The sequence below is a fragment of the Dictyobacter kobayashii genome (assembly GCF_003967555.1).
Lineage (GTDB): Bacteria > Chloroflexota > Ktedonobacteria > Ktedonobacterales > Ktedonobacteraceae > Dictyobacter > Dictyobacter kobayashii.
This window is the reverse complement of sequence record NZ_BIFS01000002.1, coordinates 83,859-99,848: the sequence shown is the minus strand read 5'-3', so window position 1 is coordinate 99,848 and position 15,990 is coordinate 83,859. Positions and strand designations below refer to the sequence as shown.

The window sequence follows — 15,990 nt, the reverse complement described above, 5'->3', positions numbered from 1 at the left end:
CTTTTGATCAGTTTTTCACACCATACGATCTTCCTGACAATTCACCTCTCCTTATACTCTCCGGCAGTCCAGATTGAGTGAGATGCTCCCATTTTCACTTCTCCAGGGGCACTCATGGTACAGAGGCGCAAAGTAAGCCGCGTCTAACTCGCAAATGCTCTTCCTTTTGTCCATGAGCCAGACCCCCATTTCTCCGTAGAACTTTTTTCGTTGAAACAAGGGAGTTTTTGTCATGTTTTTGCGACATTCCGGACTGTGGCGGCACGCCGACTTTCTTAAACTTTGGGCTGGCGAGACTATTTCCCTTATGGGAAGCCAGGTGACCTTGCTAGCTTTGCCTCTTACCGCGATCCTGACGCTGCATGCGACCCCCATGCAGGTGGGCATCCTTGGGGCAACTGGATATATCCCGATGCTCCTGGTAAGCCTCTTTGTAGGGGTATGGGTTGATCGGTTTCCTCGACGCACGCTGCTGCTCATCAGCGACATTGGGCAGGCGCTCCTGCTCAGTGTTGTTCCGCTCATGGCACTACTTGGGATCTTGCAGATCGAGTACCTCTACGTGATCAATTTTCTGGTAGGCATCCTGACCGTCTTCTTTGGTGTGGCCTACCAATCTTACCTGCCAACGCTGATAGAAACAGAGGAGGTGGTGGAGGGGAATAGTAAGCTAGAAGCCAGCGGGGCCTTCGCGGAAGTGGCAGGTCCTGGGATCGCGGGTACGCTGGTTCAGGTAATGACTGCCCCTCTCGCGATCGTTGCCGACGTTGTTTCTTTCCTGGTTTCAGCCCTGTGTTTGGGGCTCATTCGGCGAGGCGAACCAGCGCAGTCCGCTGGAAAGGGGCAGGCGAGCATCTGGTCACAAATCGGGGAAGGGCTACAGGTTGTTGGGCGCAATCCAGTCCTGCGTGCCATCGCAAGCTGCAATGCAAGCCTGAACTTCTTCAATATTCTGTCATACACGGTCTTTACCCTCTATGCTATTAGCGAACTGCATATGAGTCCAGCACTCCTGGGACTGACAATAGCAGGGGGGAGCGTCGGAGCGCTGGTTGGCTCGTTCGCGGCCACTCCAGCAGCCAAATGGTTCGGCATCGGGCGCGCGATAGTGGGAGCCGTCTGCCTGGAAGGACTGGGCGCTCTGCTGATCCCGCTGGCTAATGGTTCGCTGTGGCTCGTCATCCCCATGTTCATCGCCGGACGCTTTCTGATGGGGGGAATGGATCTCATCTACCATATTAACCAGCTGAGTCTGCGTCAGATCAGGACTCCTAACCATTTACAAGGACGGGTCAATGCCACAATACGCTTTATTGCTGGCGGTGTCGTCGCCTTTTCCTCCCTGCTTGGTGGTTTTCTCGGCACAGTAATTGGTCTGCGCGCAACACTCTTTCTTGGAGCTGGGGGCGTTTGCCTCTCCTGTTTGTGGCTAATCTGTTCTCCCATCTGGAAAATAGCAGACCTTCAGCCAGCAAGTAAGAGCGAATAGCACGGTCGGAATCTGATCGTTAGTGTCTTTCCAGAGAAAATGAGAGGCCAGTGAGCGTAGTAGTTGCCTGGCCTCTTTTTAGATGCGATTGCCCTGTAAATACGCCACCGCCATCTACTTCTAAGCCTCCAACTGCTGCCAGTTCATCCACTACACAGGAAAAAATGTCAAACTTGGTTCCCACTCGCCAGCAATTTAAAGGAAATGGCCAGCAAACCTCTCCTCAATTTACTCTTTCAGGTGGACTAGCCATTTTTCGGCAGCGGATCCCTTGGTTCTGCAGTTCCACATACAACCGCGGGCTCCCATAGACTTCCCGATGCGCTACATAGGCTGTCTGGATCTGTTCAGCCAGAGAGTGATCTTCCTGCTGATGCCGCCTCATCGGACGTTTCTTCCAAGCATAATATCCACTCACCGAGACCTCCAGAGTTTCACAGAGCGCGCTGATGAGGTATACTGAGAGAAATAGTATAGTTCGTGCTTTCCATGAGTGAGGGAACGGATGTATGGCGCAAGCAGCGTTACCACTTACGGCTCTCTCAGAGGCCCAAAGAACACAAGCGCTTGAACGTTTGAAGATCATCCGTCCAGCTTTAGAGAAACATGTCTCTCAAGCACAAGTGGCTCGTACCCATCAGATTCCACCGAGTACCACCCAACTCTGGATCAAGCGTTATCGAGAGAAGGGGCTGGCTGGGCTCACGACTACCACGCGCTCAGATAAGGGCAAATCTCGGAAGCTCCCAGATCAAGCAATTGTCCTGGTCGAAGGATTGGCTTTGCAGACTCCTCCACGTTCAGCGGCTGCTATTCGTCGCCAGGTGAGAGAGATTGCCCAGACCCAGGGATGGAAACCACCGAGCTACGAGCGAGTTCGCCAGATTATCAAAAGTATTGATCCAGCCCTTCTGATCCTTGCCCATCAAGGCGCTGCTGCTTACCGAGAAGCGTTTGATTTGCTCTATCGACGAGAGGCCACACACGCCAATGCGATGTGGCAGGCAGACCATACTCCACTGGACGTGTGGCTTTTGAACGAAGCAGGCAACCCGGCCAAACCCTACCTGACGGATCGTGTCAAGGTACCTTCCGATGACTTTACTGATAAAGATGCTGTTGCGACCATTCTGCGTATTACGAGAGGAAATATTCGTTTGATTGAACGCCTGATGCTTCAGGTGGAACATATCCTGGTGGCGAACCAGACACAGGTGGTAACCAAAGATGTCGTCGAGACAGCACAACAGAATCTGATCATTGGACCAGGTTGAGGAGTGCTCTCCTGATGAGGTGTCTCAAAATCGTTCGGTTCTTACGACAAACTGATGAATAGCAAAATGTTCGTTGCCTGTGACAACGGTGAGAGAGAAAATGAGTGGGAGAACAGATATGTTTGACCTGCCCTGGGATAAGGCGAAACAAAGAGATTGGATAGCTTTGAATAAACGGCTTGAACAGGAGAGTTTTCTACAGAGCCTCCCATATCTCCTGCCATTCCCATTCGGCATTGTTCTTGGCCTTGCAATTATCTTTGAAGTTATCTTCCTCCCTTTCACACTTCAACCTTACATCCTTACAGCAACCTTCATCGTGTCGTTTATTGGTGTTCCGATATTTATTTATGTTATAAAGAGGCGCGATTTCACCGCTGTCCTGCAGCCTGGCTTTCATGCCTGGTTCACACAGTATGGAGTGGAGGCAACCGCAACAGTGATAGACTGTGAGGCCAGGATAGACAAAGATGGCGATTTGATGCACTGGCTTGAATTCGTATGGCATCATCCAGAGACCCAACAACGTTATACCAGGAGGGTATCTACGAGCAAGGCAAATTACGTTGCCTGTCCATTAAAGAGTACGCATCCAGTGCTTTTTGATCCCGTTCATCCCACTATCTGCCAATTCTATAGATCGCAGGTGAAAGTGACTGAGATCATAGCGGGATACTTGGAATAGGGCCAGGATTTCTGGACAATTCTTTGTGGGAGAAAATTTCGCGGAAATCCTGGTCCGCTTCTTGGTCTTTGCAATACTGTTGGGAAAGGATGGAACCACGCGATGCTACCGTTACAGGAGAGATGGGACAAAGTGATCTGCGAACAGGAGCGAATGCTCTTTCTGCTAGCCTCGTTTTACCCGGAAGGGACCACCATTCCGCTCTGGTTGCTAGGATTAGCTGTGGGAATGGGCGAGCCAGAGGGAACATCCGAGCTGCTCAAGCGAGCTTGCCATCAATTGCAAGCGCTAGAGTTGTTTGAAGAGATGACAGGCGAGAGGGTGCAGCTCAGTTCAACGTCTCGTCAGTTTGGTCAGCAGCTCGTCCAGGCGGCAGGCATTCAGAGCAAGGTCCTGGTAGCTGAGGCAGCACAACGCCTGTTCTCTGCTTGTTGGACACTGGATACGCTTTCGCAACGCACCTTGCGAATAGGTTACCACGAATGTCGAGAGCAGGTACAAAGCATTCGCCACTATCTGGGCTGGCTCGGTTTTCAAGAGTACAGCGAGTTGCTCGAGCAACTCGACCACTGGATGAGCCTGGAAAGTTCCCTGCTTACCACCCCCATCATAGGCACAGATATGAGCCAAAAGAAACCCTCTGCATGCTCTTCTCTTCGGTCCCTGCGGCTACAGCAGGAAAGAAAAAGGGTCTATGGAGACCGCGACACCCTTGCCAGAGGACTACCAGCATCTCAATCCCAGCGTACGCCTAAGGACGTCACCTGGTGGCCAGAGATCCTGCCAGACCTCTTTTATCAACAACTCTACAATCGCTCAGTCGAAGCTGGCTCTCTTCTGACCATCCAGGAGGAACCTACCAGGTGGCTACGGCTGACCTGCAAAGTGGGGGTCGAAGATCTCTTGGGTTTACGTCTCTATCTTCTCGGTCCAGAATGGGAGCATGAGTGGCAACCGCCAGTAGGTGAATCTTTGCTCGTGCATGTGGCATTTTCCCCCAATGGACAACTGATGCTCACAAGCTCCTACTCATCTGGGGTTCAGTTCTGGGACGTAGAGAGCGGGCGCGAGCTGCCGCGACTACAAGGCGATACAATAAGGGTTACGAGCGCAGCGTTTTCCCCTGATGGGCAACTGATGCTCACAGGCACAGATTCAGGAATAGTCAGACTCTGGGCCATGGAGAGCAGGTGCAAAGTGCGTCAATGGGACACGTCAGGTCGTGTTACCAGTGTAGCGTTTTCTCCCGATGGACGACTGGCCCTTATCGGCACACAGTACCAGGGAGCCCAACTATGGGAGGTTGAGAACGGAAGCGAACGGAGGCGGTGGCTTGCTTTAGGTTGCGTCATCAGTGTAGCGTTTTCTCCTGATGGACGGCTGGCCCTTATCGGCACACAGTATCAGGGAGCCCAACTATGGGAGGTCGAGAGCGGGCGAGAAGTAGGAAAACTGCAAAGCCACACGATAGGAGGGATCATCAGTGTGGCGTTTTCTCCCGATGGACGGTTGGCGCTCACTGGCTCCTACCTTGCCGTCCACCTCTGGGAAGTCGAGAGTGGGCGGCAACTGGTAGGTCTTAAATATACTGGAAAGAGTGTGGCGTTTTCTCCCGATGGGCGACTGGCGCTCACCGGCTCCTCTAAGGCTGCCCATCTCTGGGAGGTCGAGCGTGGAGAGGAGATCCGACGCTTCGGTCCCATGACGAGCGTGTCCAGTGTGGCCTTCTCTCCTGATGGGAAACAGGTGCTCACAGGTTCAGATGATAATGTGGCCCGGCTCTGGGAGGTGAGTAGAGGGGGCGAATGCTCGTGGGATGAGGAATATCCAAGCCTTATTACATCTGTGGCCTTTTCTCCTGATGGACAAATAGCCCTTACCGGTTCAGAGAATGGGTCCGTCCACCTCTGGGAAGTCAGCAGTGGGCGCAAACTTCGGAAGCTGCAAGGGAGCGGGTCGTCTAAGATAACAAGTGTGGCGTTTTCTCCTGATGGGCAACGGGTTCTCGCTGGTTCCTATAAGGTAGCCTACCTCTGGGAAGTCGAGCATGGACAGCCGGTCCTGCTGGACCGCAAAAAATCGTGGATCACGAATGTGGCGTTCTCTCCTGATGGACAATTGATCCTCACTGGAGACACAAGTGATGGGATCCGGCTGTGGAATGTGGAGAGCGGACAGATGATTTGGCAGCGACTATGGGAAGAGCAGGTTAGGAGCATAGCGTTTTCCCCCGATGGACGCCAGATCCTCATCGGTTCAAATTTTGGAGCTCGGCTCCGAAAGGTCAGCAATGGACGACTGCAGCGGACCCTGCGGCACAGATGGCCGGTCGGGAGTGTAGCCTTCTCTCCTGATGGGCGTTTGGCTCTCACGAGCGCAGAGGATTTCATGTACAATGAGGAGGGTGGAACAGTCCAACTGTGGGAGGTCAGGAGCGGGCGCAAACTTCGGCAACTGCTTTACGTCCAGGAAGCCACGAGCATGGCCTTCTCTCCTGATGGGCGTCTGGCAATCGTTGGAGATCGATACGGACGAGTTTACTTCTATCGAGGGCAAGGTTCAGACGTGGGTAACTTGCTCGGCATCTACGTCGCAACCTACGAAGTGGGAGCGATCTATTGGCAACAGTCAAATCAGGTCGTGTTAGCGGACAAAGGGGGACCAACCTGGGGGCCTCATTTCTCTCACGTGATGCTTGAGGGCAAGTGGGAATAAGTAAATAGGGCTCTCTCGGCCCAACAATTGCCAGGTGTCAAGGCCGGTGTCATGACGAGCCGATTTGGAATTGGTCGCCCCAATCAAACGAACGGTAAAAAACAAACGTTGAGAACGTCAGCGATGAAAACGCCGACCAAACCGCGCCGGAATCCAGGCGATCCCAACGCCGACATCGTGAACGCCGGTTGACTACACGCCGGTGGGCAAATCGCCGGCGGCATGTCGTGCTGTGTCTGACAAGGTTGAGGGGGTTCGGCTCTCTGTTCGGCGCTCCTTCATGCGGTAACTGCTCCCATTGATGGCGATGACCTCTGCATGATGCAGGAGCCGGTCAAGCAAAGCCGTCGCCAGTACCTCATCCCCCAGTAACGCTCCCCAGCCAGTAAAGCTGGTATTGGACGTCAGGATAATGGAGCCGTGCTCATAGCGGGCTGCCACCAACTCAAAGAAGTGATGAGCCTGTTCGGCGGTGAGCCTGGTGTAGCCCACCTCATCAATGATGAGCAAACTGGGCGCAATGTAGCGCCGCAGGCGCTGACGCATGAGACCAGGATGCGAGGCACTCTCCAGGGACTGAGCCAGTTCCGCCAGCGTCGTAAACAGGACGCTGTGTCCCTCTGCCAGTGCCCGATTGGCTAGAGCCAGGCTCAAATGCGTCTTGCCCGTTCCCGGAGGGCCGAGAAAGATCACATTGGTGCAGGTCCGCACAAAGGACAGATCGGCCAACTCCCGGATGCGCCGCTCGGAGAGCGAGGGTTGGAACGAAAAATCGAAACCCTCCACCGTTTTTTTGCTGGGAATGCGTGCAGCCTTGAGACGGCGAGCTGTGGCTTTTTGCTCGCGGCCATCCAGCTCTGCGCCCAAGGCTCGCTCCACCATGGTTTCATACGTCCATTGTTCTCGCCGGGCCGTTTCCAGTAACTGGGGTAACGCCGTTTGCAGGTGGGTCAAGTTCAGTTGCTTGTACGCGGTGATTGACTTCATGCTCCCACCTCCGCTCCGGCCGACACGCCACAATACTGGTCATACTCGGCCAGGGCCCGGCTTTGCACCTGTGGTGCCTGCTGTTGGTGGCCTAAGGGTGCTCCTGCTCGTCGGATCGCCGAGGCTGAGGGAATACCCGTCCATTGCTCTGGATGCGGCACACTCTCTTGTGAGCGAGGACGCTTCTCGATGGCGAACACCTCTTGGCCCTGCGACCAAACCGTGAGCACACCCTTGCGTTCACGAACCTGCACTGTGGTTCCGGCCAGATGCAGCGTGCCTGGCAACCCGTAGAGCACGCCATCGTAGGAGACATAGCCATCCCAGGTGACTTTGCGTTCTTCGGTGGCAAAGCGCTCCCAGGCAAAGGCTTGAGGCAAGGGCTGGAGCTTCTCCACCTCCAAACGATCGACCGGGCGAGCATGAGTCGTGCGGTGCACGCGGGAATTGATGCGCTCACACCAGCGATGGGCCTGGCGATTGAGATCATCGAGATCGGTGAAAGTCACCCCGGCCCAAAAGCTCTGCTTCACATAACTCACGGTGCGCTCGACCTTGCCTTTCGTCTGTGGGGTGTAAGGCTTGCAGACGCGGGCGGTGACCCCAATGGAGACCATGAAGTCAGCAAAGCGAGGATTCCAACGAGGTTTGTTCTCCTGCATTTCGAGCAACACGCTTTTCATGCGGTCAGTCAGCGCAGACCGGGTCAGGCCTCCGAAGTATTCAAACGCCTCCATCAAGCAGCGAATGAGCGTTGGAGTATCGCAGCGCTTCACAAAGGTCACAAAGCGCATGCGCGAATAGCCCAACACCGCGGTAAAGCCATAGAATTTATGGATGATGCCTTCCTGTTCATACGTGAACTCGCCCCAATCAAATTGGACCTGGTGGCCTGGCTCGGTTTCATAGCGTTGCACGGGCGCATGTCCTGCCACCACCGGGCGGAGGGGATGGACGAACTCCTTCAAGATGCTGATCCCGCCGGTGTACCCCATCGGCTGTAATCGTGCGTAGATCACTTCACAATTGATGCAATGATCTTCCATCACCCAACGCGTAATCTGTTCTTTGAATGGATCAAGCTTTGAAGGCCGAGGCGGGCGTGGTTTCGGGATCACCGCTTCTGGATGGGCAAGATATTTGCGCACAGTGGTCCGCGAAATCTCCAATTTCTGGGCAATTTCCTGAACCGTCTTCCCTTGTTGATGTAAATCGTGTATTGTATTCACGGTCTGACTCCTGAGCATGTCGGTCTCCTGAGGTTGTGTTTTTGATTTTCCTCAGAATACCGCCTTCTTGGGGGTCGGTCAATTCTATTCCGGCTCGAGTATACACCGTCTTTAATACCAGGGCGCAGAGAACGAAAGGATGGTTCAAAACCGTCCGTTTGATGAGACAATCCGGTGAGCCTTTTTACATGCTGTCGCACTCCTTCCGCATGCGTAGAATGTTTCTTGACAAATCTCAAAACCTCCCCCGTTTGACGGGAAATGTGAGACAAAAGGAAGAGTTTATGAAGATTGGATATGTACGTGTCTCGAAACAGGAACAGCATGAGATGTTGCAAATCGATGCTCTGAAAGAAGCTGGCTGCGAGAAATGGTTTCTGGACAAAATGACTGGCTCGAAAGCCGAGCGCCAAGGATTGGATGAAGCTCTGGCATATGTGCGGCCAGGAGATACGTTCGTGGTATGGAAACTGGATCGGGCGGGGCGTTCATTGACCCATTTGATTGAGTTGCTCAAAGGTCTCACCGAGCGCGGCATCGAGTTCATCAGCCTCACCGAGCAGATTGATACGACCACACCTGGCGGAAAACTTATCTTCCATCTGATGGGTGCTCTTGCTGAATTTGAGCGTGATCTCATTCGTGAGCGAACCAACGCAGGGTTAGCAGCGGCTAAGGCGAGAGGGCGTGTCGGTGGGAGGCCCAGAAAGCCCAAGACCAACGGGAAAATTGCACTGGCTCGACAGATGTTTACTGATCACAGCCATTCAATCCCCGAAATCTGTGCTGCGCTTGGGATCTCCCGTGCCACTCTGTATCGATACGTCAAAGAGGCTGAACCGCTCACCTAATTGCCAAAATTCCCGCTCACGGAATTCCAAAATTTACAGAACTCTCTCTGGCACGAGAGAGCCCAGAGGATGCGAGAGCGCAGGTTGATCCCTGGCGTGAAAACGGAAACGGAGCCATAGATGCGCCTGGTGGTGGCTATCCATGCCACCACCTCCTCACCCCCGCCGTTGGGGTTGAGTGAGACGATAATGCTTTGTGCTAGTCACAGCTCATAACAAAATGCCCGCGTCAGCGGGCATTTTGTTTACGACAAGAACCGTGTAGTACGCTTGCTTTGTCAACCTAAAACAAAGAAAGAAGGTATCAGTATGCTCTGTAAAGCAACGGTTCTTTGTCCCATTTTTACCATTGTCGACGACGCAATGAAAGCTTCGCCGGAAATACAACGGGCTTTGAAACGTCCCGGCACGAAGCCTCGACTCAGTGACAGCGAAGTAGTAACCCTCGCGTTATACCAAGAACTCATCGGTGAGCCAAGGGAAGACCACTTCTTCCGGCTGCACAAGGATGTTCTCTTGCCATTCTTTCCTGGGCTCACCGAGCGGTCTCGGTACAACCGCCGGAAACGGGATTTGTGGGCGGTCATCCTCGCTGTTCGGTTAATGTTGCAATTAGTCCTGGGCTCCCTGAAGTTTGAAGGAACTGGTGTAGTCGATAGGGCAGCTTTATGGTTGGCAGAGCTAGCGGTGTGAGATTAGTAGCCCCTATGCTTTGATGACTGGTTGCCGCAATATGGTTCGTAATTTATCGGGCGCTACCTTGCGAAAATCACTGAAGTAAATTTCGTGATGTTTGCCAACCATTGTGAGATCGTTGGCCGGTATAAAATCGCGGTGCATTTGGGCAAGTATATCCGCCTCATCATCAAAGGAGCCGACGTGCAACGTCTGGACACTCTTACCCTCGTCGAGTGTTTCTAGACGCACTTGAGCAAGGCTAGCCGGCGGCTCTTTGTCGGCAACTTTTTCAACCACCGCTTTGAACATGTCCCGTGTAATCCAGTCAGGTTGCATAATCATTAGGGTAAAATCCCATTGTGATTTATCTCGTGCGGTAGTAAAGGTAGACATGTCATCTGCCCACCATAAAGCCTCCAATGGCATGACAGTATAGTCTTTGCCTAATTCCAGCTTGCTTGCAAATTTGAGTTTGTACGCCACGGGATAGAGCGCAACGATAGCAGCCTTGAATTCTTGGCTGGTGTTCGGATCGCCGTGTCCGTCAATCATCAGGTATTGCAGTCTAGGTACGTCTACCATACGAAACTCGTGATACTTCGCTTGGTAGCTGTTGAGTGTTTTCTTGAAGTCTATTTTGTTCATACTCTCTACGATACCAAATTACGCTCGTTAGTTACCACGCTCCACCCGAAAATATCTCGACAGCTACTAGGGCATTTTGATTCGGATGGGAACTAGTACAAAGCGTGATATAGTTTCCGAACTGTTTGGAAATCACGCTTTCCTCTCGGCTTCGTTCTCATACAAGATCAAAGATGGTCCTCTGTACCCTTCATTGCTTGAGCTTACCTCGTTGCGCAATTCGTGGGTTAGGCTATCAGGTGTCCTTAGAGCCTGCTGCCCAGGTTGCCTGATTTGCTAGCTCTTGGCACCTCTTTTTCAGAGGAGAGGAGATGACGCAGATCCATTTAAATTCTGGGATTTACACCACCACTACCTCCAGCGGCCACCTCTGGATTATGGACGGGGGAGGCCGGGGCCGAGGACGGCGACCTGGATGATGGCTGCTAGCAGGCCAGCGGATGATCCAGGGCCAGCTACGTATAGGCGTCAGCGGCTCCTCTTTCGTGATGGTGGTAGCTCTGGGCTTGTTCCCTATGGAGAACAAGAGCATGATGGGAGCCATACCGCCAAAGTAGGCAAAGGCCGCATTCGGTCCCAGTCCTGTTGGGTTAAACAGAGCCGAGACGGTGTTGATCAGGGCAGTGCTCAAGTAGACTGAGTAGAGCACTCTGGCGTGGCGGCGCCAACGTGCGTTGGAACCCCGCATTTCCCAGCCAGCAAACTCATTCAAAGCACGCGAGCAGAGCAGGAAAGTGAGCACGTACAGAACGACGCCCAGGGCGATCAACGCGATGATGAGGACGTCAGATCCTGGCATCCCCTGGGCAAAGATTACCCAGTCACCATAGCCGAGCAGCGTAGGTACAGTCAGGTAACTGGCAACCATAAGGAGTGGAATTCCCCCGGATTTGGAGGGTCAGAGAAGAGAAATCTGCTATACTTCAAATGGGAGGATTCAATGGGCAAATCGCAACCACATTACACGAAAGAATTTAAGCAGCAGGCTGTACAACTCTTCAAAACCAGTGGAAAAGCTAAAACACAAATAGCGAGAGATCTGGGTATTTCTGACAGCGTATGATGGTACCGGAATCCTGGACAGGCAAATAAGATAAAATAGCTGTATCAGAATGAGTGCAAAAGGAGAAAGATTATGGCAGGACCACGCAAACGATACAGCGCAGAATTGAAAGCAAAAATAGCACTCGAAGCCATTCGCGGCAACAAAACCGCCAACGAAATAGCGGCTGAGTATGGGGTTCATCCAACACAAATTGCTCAATGGAAAAAACAAGCGCTTGACGGATTACCTGCCGTGTTCTCGACACGCGGTCCTGGCCAGGAAAAAAGTGAGGAAGACCTCACAGCGCCCTTGTATCAACAAATCGGTCAGTTGAAAGTGGAACTGGACTGGTTGAAAAAAAATCAGGCCAGCTCCGTTGAGCACAAGCGCCAACTCATCGATCCTAACGATCCGCAGCTTTCCATTGGACGCCAGTGTGAACTGCTGGGGCTTGCGCGTTCGAGCTACTACTATCAACCCGTTGCAGTCAGTGAGGAAGATCTCATGTTGATGCGCTTATTAGATGAGCAATACACGCGGACGCCGTTTTATGGCACACGAAAAATGACAAACTGGCTCAACCAACAAGGCTATGGAGTCGAACGCAAACGGGTCCGTCGCCTGCTTCGCACGATGGGTTTAGAAACGATCTATCCTCATCCGCGCCTGAGCCAGCCTGGAGCTGTGGAGCAACGATTTCCCTACCTGCTGCGCAATGTGGAGATCACCACTGTGAACCAAGTGTGGAGCACGGATATCACCTATATCCGCCTGGCACGCGGGTTTGTCTACCTGGTCGCTGTGCTGGATTGGTGGAGCCGCTACGTGCTTTCCTGGGAACTCTCCATCACCTTAGATACGAGTTTTTGCCTGGAAGCCTTGGAGCGAGCTTTGAACCAAGCGACGCCAACCATTTTCAATAGCGATCAGGGGGTCCAATTTACGAGCACAGAGTTTGTGCAGCGATTGCAAGCCAATCATATTCGCATCAGCTGGGATGGGAGAGGAAGAGCCTTAGACAACATTTTTGTGGAGCGGCTCTGGCGCTCTCTGAAATATGAAGACATTTATCTCAGGGAGTATCAAAACGTTAAGGACGTAAGGAACGGAATACAAGCGTACTTTGAATTTTATAATCACCAGCGTTTGCATCAGTCACTTGACTATCAAACGCCAGCTCAAATCTATCGGCAACGTTGATAAGCGTAACGTAAAATACTCATTCTCATGTTGCTGAGTTTTATCTTATTTGGGCCCGTTTTTTGTCTTGACAAACGGTACCGCTATATTCTATCCCAGTGCTATGGGGATCACAACATTCCTCACTATTGATTTGCAAGAGGTCGATATAGTGCTAGCAGGTAGGCAGTGTAAGCCGGATTTCATCTTCTTGAAGCAAAGAGCGGTTGATTACTTGATCAGCCGCTCTTTGTGTTGCAGGCAATATATCTTCTTTACGCGAGTGGCTTAGCCATACAGCGTTTCTGGTTGATCTGGGTCTGGGGTAGTGAACGTGGGGTCAGTGGAAAGTTCGGAACGGAGGTGGGTGGCCAGGAGCACCAGCGTCGCATAGCCAAAGGAGAGAAGTCCGACGAGAAGGCTCAGGGTGAGAAAGATGATGCCGGCCACGTCCCAGAGATGCCAGATATACGCATCGGTCGCAATGAATGCTCCTACAACAGACAGAAAAGAAAGATAGAGATGGATCACCCCATACCTGTTTTTTGAGGTGGGAGGTCGTACAAAGCAGAAGGCCAGGAATCCGGCCGTGCAGGGCAGTGAGCAGACAAACGCGAGCCAGGCGATATGGAGTGGTATGTCGGCCAGTCCTGAAGAGGCCAGAATCTGGAAGAGGACGAGATCCAGGACGGCACAGCCCCCGCCGAGGTAGCGATCAAACCGATAGGCGTGTTCCTGGTCGGCCAGAACCTTGGCGACCGTTCCGATTAGAATGATAAGAAGCCGAATATGATCCTCTGGAAGGTTATGGGCGCGCATTCGGGCCGCAAACTGATCTTGTTGCTCTGTTGAGAATCCTCCACGGCGGTACCGGATAAACAAGGGAATGGTGATTGCAATGATCTGGAAACGTTGCTGGGGTGAAAGATGCAGACGTATTCCTTGGTGGGTGAATAAGGATGAGTGAGGCATAGGCGGTTTTGCTCCTTCGGATAGAATCTATTCTATGGGAAAGAACGCGAAAAGGAAGTGGATATGAAAGAGGCTACAGTTATAAAGACATTGGAGCGTGTAGCGCCTGGAGTATCGTTTGCAGAAGAAGGAAAGGGGTAACATTACAATGTGATTCCCTAAGCCTATTATTTAAATGAGCGAACAGAGAATGCCCACCCCTTGAAATACACATCCCCACGCCGGGTGGTGACGTTGAGCTTATCCGAAAGCGGAGCGTGAATGGTCCCCTGCGTTTCGCGGTCAAAAGAGGCGGAGAAAGATGTTATACCAGTCAGTACGTGCGTTCCACCAGGTAAAGAAGGCGGCGCCTCCAGCGAGGATAGCAGGGGCAACCAAGAGCTGAGGCCAATTCCACAACGTCTTGCCTTGTGGTAGTTCTATATCTTGAGTGGCTCCATGAATGGTTGTTTTGCTGTAGCCGCCGTTGAACCCGGTCCAAGTTCCCCCAGAAGTGCCAGATAGCCCAGATCAGAAGACCCATGCAGGCCAACAGCGCCGAAGTGTCAGACTGCCAAGGATCCATGGCCACCGAAAACATGGCTGCATGAGTACCCTTCTTCAGCTTATCTTTTCTGCTACGAGAAGAAATAAGCCTGGTTGTTATGGATGTACTGAACCGTCTGGCATTGTCGCACCTTTCTTGCTAACGATTGTTAATAGTGTGCATTTAATCTCTTACAATCTTCGAGAAATCCGCTTATGATAGGATCCCATATTGGATCATCTAAAAAGGTGGTTGTAATTCCTATGAGAGGGTGAGTGTGTAACGCTGTAATCATATGCCGATAGCTACCCTCAGCATTTACGAGCCGTTCATTGTTCTGGAAACCTGCAAAAATTCTTCTTCGTTCTCTCTCTAATACGTAGTCTCGTTGGGTCGAGAGATATGGCATGTACTTATCAAATAAGTCGTCTATTACCTCCAATGGATCCATGCCATCAATCGCTTGTGGCTTGATTGGAAGTGTTTCCCAACTGGTTATGGAGAAGCAGTCCGAGTGTTGTAATGATGCACCAATAATTTTTCTCCTGGCCTTCTTGGCTGCCCAAGGGGTCCTGTTTGCTGATTCATATTCTGCGTAGATGTCTTCAATTGTTTGGCCAGTGTGTAATGCAGAATTGCGGTGTTCAGTGAACCTCTGGGTGAGGTTACTTGTATATCCGATATAAAAGATATTGTGTTCTTGTGGGAGTAAACAGGTGTGAAGTTCGTAAATGACTAATTCCGTACAGCCATCGCCGATTTCAGGTTTCTTATATGGATAGTCTTCTGGAAAATCATTATTTTCATCCATATAGTCCTTTAGGCTCTGGGGATAATCTTGCCGCATAAATGTAATAAAGCGGTGCCGCTGCTCTTCTGTGATATGCATACTGGAAATCCCTTTCGGTGTCCGCTGAAATTATTCCTGGGAGGCGTTGATCCAGGAGACGATGTGTTTATACGCGTTATCGACCTGGATGAAGTGTTGTGCGTCGCCCCCTGTATCGGGGTGAGATTGTTTGGCGAGTTCGCGGTAGCGCTGGCGCACCTGGTCAAATGGCGCGTCAACAGAGAGACCAAGGACAGCAAATGCAGCCTGAACGTGCTCTGGGATGAGGTGAAGCTGTTGGCGAAGCCGTTTCAGGATTTCTGCATGGGCGTGCCGTAATCGTTCCAGTTCCTCCTGAGCGAGCCTTGCCTGTTCCTGGGCGTTTCGATTTTTTTCAGCCTGTTCAGCTGCGGCGCTCTCCGCCATATGCCGAAGGGTTGCAGCGTTCTCTTCCTGGAGTTGCAAGAGTTCTTGATACTGGGCATAGGCTGTTCTGACTTCATCAAGGTTGAGGGTACGGGGGCCAGTGATCACATATTTGCGCCGATAGGAAACAAAGTGTCGTTGAATCAACCCATGGACCTCGGATGCTGGATACTGCGTTTCTTGGAGCACCTCGTCAAGTGTACACCGGGATCGATTGCTGAGATAGACGAATGGAACTCCTATGATACTTACGATCAATAGCCCTATAAGGCACCCTATCAGTTCAGGCATAATGTCCCCTCCATTGAATGGTTATGTATTTTCCCTGATGTTTCCTCGATGAATATCTATTTCGGAAGAGAGTATACCATGCTTTTGGTTCTGTAAGGAGTATTTCAGCATTGATTGTGTTCATACATGGAACAGAGGTTGGTAGAAGAGTTGAGGTGAGATGCTGCTG

At 51.9% G+C, this 15,990-nt stretch carries 14 protein-coding genes and 2 pseudogenes; 8 read left to right on the top strand and 8 right to left on the bottom strand.

Features of this window, described 5'->3' with window-relative positions; translation table 11 throughout:
• Nucleotides 1-232: 232 nt before the first annotated feature.
• Nucleotides 233-1,489: an MFS transporter gene (locus EL645_RS27315; RefSeq protein ID WP_126554542.1), complete on the top strand. Its 1,257-nt coding sequence runs from the start codon at nt 233-235 to the stop codon at nt 1,487-1,489.
• A 223-nt stretch (nt 1,490-1,712) separates the two neighbouring features.
• Here the strand turns inward: EL645_RS27315 and EL645_RS45830 are convergent, their stop codons facing one another.
• A complete protein-coding gene (locus EL645_RS45830; protein WP_371865770.1) occupies nt 1,713-1,874 on the bottom strand; it encodes an IS3 family transposase in 162 nt (53 codons plus the stop codon).
• 124 nt (nt 1,875-1,998) lie between these two features.
• Here EL645_RS45830 and EL645_RS27310 point away from each other — a divergent pair, with 124 nt between their 5' ends.
• The 3 genes from EL645_RS27310 (at nt 1,999) to EL645_RS27300 (ending at nt 6,163) form a co-directional block, all read left to right on the top strand.
• Nucleotides 1,999-2,763, top strand: a complete 765-nt coding sequence (locus tag EL645_RS27310; protein WP_126554540.1) for a helix-turn-helix domain-containing protein — start codon at nt 1,999-2,001, stop codon at nt 2,761-2,763.
• Nucleotides 2,764-2,881: 118 nt separating this feature from the next.
• Complete coding sequence (locus EL645_RS27305) at nt 2,882-3,448, top strand: hypothetical protein (RefSeq protein ID WP_136625303.1); 567 nt, start codon at nt 2,882-2,884, stop codon at nt 3,446-3,448.
• Nucleotides 3,449-3,550: 102 nt separating this feature from the next.
• A complete protein-coding gene (locus EL645_RS27300) occupies nt 3,551-6,163 on the top strand; it encodes a WD40 repeat domain-containing protein (RefSeq protein WP_126554536.1) in 2,613 nt (870 codons plus the stop codon).
• 192 nt (nt 6,164-6,355) lie between these two features.
• Here the strand turns inward: EL645_RS27300 and istB are convergent, their stop codons facing one another.
• On the bottom strand, nt 6,356-7,150 hold the full coding sequence (istB, locus tag EL645_RS27295; RefSeq protein WP_126548540.1) for an IS21-like element helper ATPase IstB: 795 nt from the start codon (nt 7,148-7,150) through the stop codon (nt 6,356-6,358).
• Nucleotides 7,147-8,397 (bottom strand): IS21 family transposase, encoded by a 1,251-nt coding sequence (gene istA, locus EL645_RS27290; RefSeq protein ID WP_126550204.1) that lies wholly within the window; start codon nt 8,395-8,397, stop codon nt 7,147-7,149. Before istA ends, istB begins: the two co-directional genes overlap by 4 nt.
• Nucleotides 8,398-8,663: 266 nt before the next feature.
• Between istA and EL645_RS27285 the strand changes: the two genes are divergently transcribed.
• Both EL645_RS27285 and EL645_RS46265 read left to right on the top strand, forming a co-directional pair.
• Nucleotides 8,664-9,230 (top strand): recombinase family protein, encoded by a 567-nt coding sequence (locus EL645_RS27285; RefSeq protein WP_126554534.1) that lies wholly within the window; start codon nt 8,664-8,666, stop codon nt 9,228-9,230.
• 309 nt (nt 9,231-9,539) lie between these two features.
• Nucleotides 9,540-9,893 (top strand): annotated as a pseudogene (locus tag EL645_RS46265) (IS982 family transposase); the annotation flags it as partial.
• Nucleotides 9,894-9,935: 42 nt separating this feature from the next.
• On the opposite strand, the gene EL645_RS27275 reads toward EL645_RS46265, so the two are convergent.
• Nucleotides 9,936-10,553 (bottom strand): GyrI-like domain-containing protein, encoded by a 618-nt coding sequence (locus tag EL645_RS27275; protein WP_126554530.1) that lies wholly within the window; start codon nt 10,551-10,553, stop codon nt 9,936-9,938.
• Nucleotides 10,554-10,893: 340 nt separating this feature from the next.
• Nucleotides 10,894-11,421 carry a hypothetical protein gene (locus tag EL645_RS27270; protein WP_126554528.1) on the bottom strand — a complete coding sequence of 176 codons (528 nt, stop codon included), beginning with the start codon at nt 11,419-11,421 and terminating at the stop codon, nt 10,894-10,896.
• Nucleotides 11,422-11,493: 72 nt separating this feature from the next.
• Between EL645_RS27270 and EL645_RS46260 the strand changes: the two are divergent.
• Both EL645_RS46260 and EL645_RS27265 read left to right on the top strand, forming a co-directional pair.
• Nucleotides 11,494-11,610: pseudogene (locus EL645_RS46260) on the top strand (transposase); the annotation flags it as partial.
• 75 nt (nt 11,611-11,685) lie between these two features.
• A complete protein-coding gene (locus EL645_RS27265) occupies nt 11,686-12,798 on the top strand; it encodes an IS3 family transposase (protein ID WP_371865824.1) in 1,113 nt (370 codons plus the stop codon).
• Nucleotides 12,799-13,065: 267 nt separating this feature from the next.
• Here the strand turns inward: EL645_RS27265 and EL645_RS27260 are convergent, their stop codons facing one another.
• The 3 genes from EL645_RS27260 to EL645_RS41465 form a co-directional block, all read right to left on the bottom strand.
• A complete protein-coding gene (locus EL645_RS27260; protein ID WP_126554524.1) occupies nt 13,066-13,749 on the bottom strand; it encodes a hypothetical protein in 684 nt (227 codons plus the stop codon).
• A 695-nt stretch (nt 13,750-14,444) separates the two neighbouring features.
• Nucleotides 14,445-15,164 (bottom strand): hypothetical protein, encoded by a 720-nt coding sequence (locus EL645_RS27255; protein WP_126554522.1) that lies wholly within the window; start codon nt 15,162-15,164, stop codon nt 14,445-14,447.
• Nucleotides 15,165-15,194: 30 nt separating this feature from the next.
• Entirely contained in the window at nt 15,195-15,821 is a 627-nt protein-coding gene (locus EL645_RS41465; protein ID WP_218032088.1) for a J domain-containing protein, read from the bottom strand.
• Between the last annotated feature and the right edge of the window lie 169 nt (nt 15,822-15,990).

What these genes read in the sequence shown, in the direction of transcription:
- EL645_RS27300 (WP_126554536.1), top strand. Translation starts at nt 3,551, where the DNA reads ATGCTACCGTTACAGGAGAGATGGGACAAAGTGATCTGCGAACAGGAG.
- EL645_RS45830 (WP_371865770.1), bottom strand. Translation starts at nt 1,874, where the DNA reads ATGAGGCGGCATCAGCAGGAAGATCACTCTCTGGCTGAACAGATCCAG.
- istB (WP_126548540.1), bottom strand. Translation starts at nt 7,150, where the DNA reads ATGAAGTCAATCACCGCGTACAAGCAACTGAACTTGACCCACCTGCAA.
- EL645_RS27275 (WP_126554530.1), bottom strand. Translation starts at nt 10,553, where the DNA reads ATGAACAAAATAGACTTCAAGAAAACACTCAACAGCTACCAAGCGAAG.
- EL645_RS27315 (WP_126554542.1), top strand. Translation starts at nt 233, where the DNA reads ATGTTTTTGCGACATTCCGGACTGTGGCGGCACGCCGACTTTCTTAAA.
- EL645_RS27305 (WP_136625303.1), top strand. Translation starts at nt 2,882, where the DNA reads ATGTTTGACCTGCCCTGGGATAAGGCGAAACAAAGAGATTGGATAGCT.
- EL645_RS41465 (WP_218032088.1), bottom strand. Translation starts at nt 15,821, where the DNA reads ATGCCTGAACTGATAGGGTGCCTTATAGGGCTATTGATCGTAAGTATC.
- EL645_RS27285 (WP_126554534.1), top strand. Translation starts at nt 8,664, where the DNA reads ATGAAGATTGGATATGTACGTGTCTCGAAACAGGAACAGCATGAGATG.
- EL645_RS27270 (WP_126554528.1), bottom strand. Translation starts at nt 11,421, where the DNA reads ATGGTTGCCAGTTACCTGACTGTACCTACGCTGCTCGGCTATGGTGAC.
- istA (WP_126550204.1), bottom strand. Translation starts at nt 8,397, where the DNA reads ATGCTCAGGAGTCAGACCGTGAATACAATACACGATTTACATCAACAA.
- EL645_RS27260 (WP_126554524.1), bottom strand. Translation starts at nt 13,749, where the DNA reads ATGCCTCACTCATCCTTATTCACCCACCAAGGAATACGTCTGCATCTT.
- EL645_RS27255 (WP_126554522.1), bottom strand. Translation starts at nt 15,164, where the DNA reads ATGCATATCACAGAAGAGCAGCGGCACCGCTTTATTACATTTATGCGG.
- EL645_RS27310 (WP_126554540.1), top strand. Translation starts at nt 1,999, where the DNA reads ATGGCGCAAGCAGCGTTACCACTTACGGCTCTCTCAGAGGCCCAAAGA.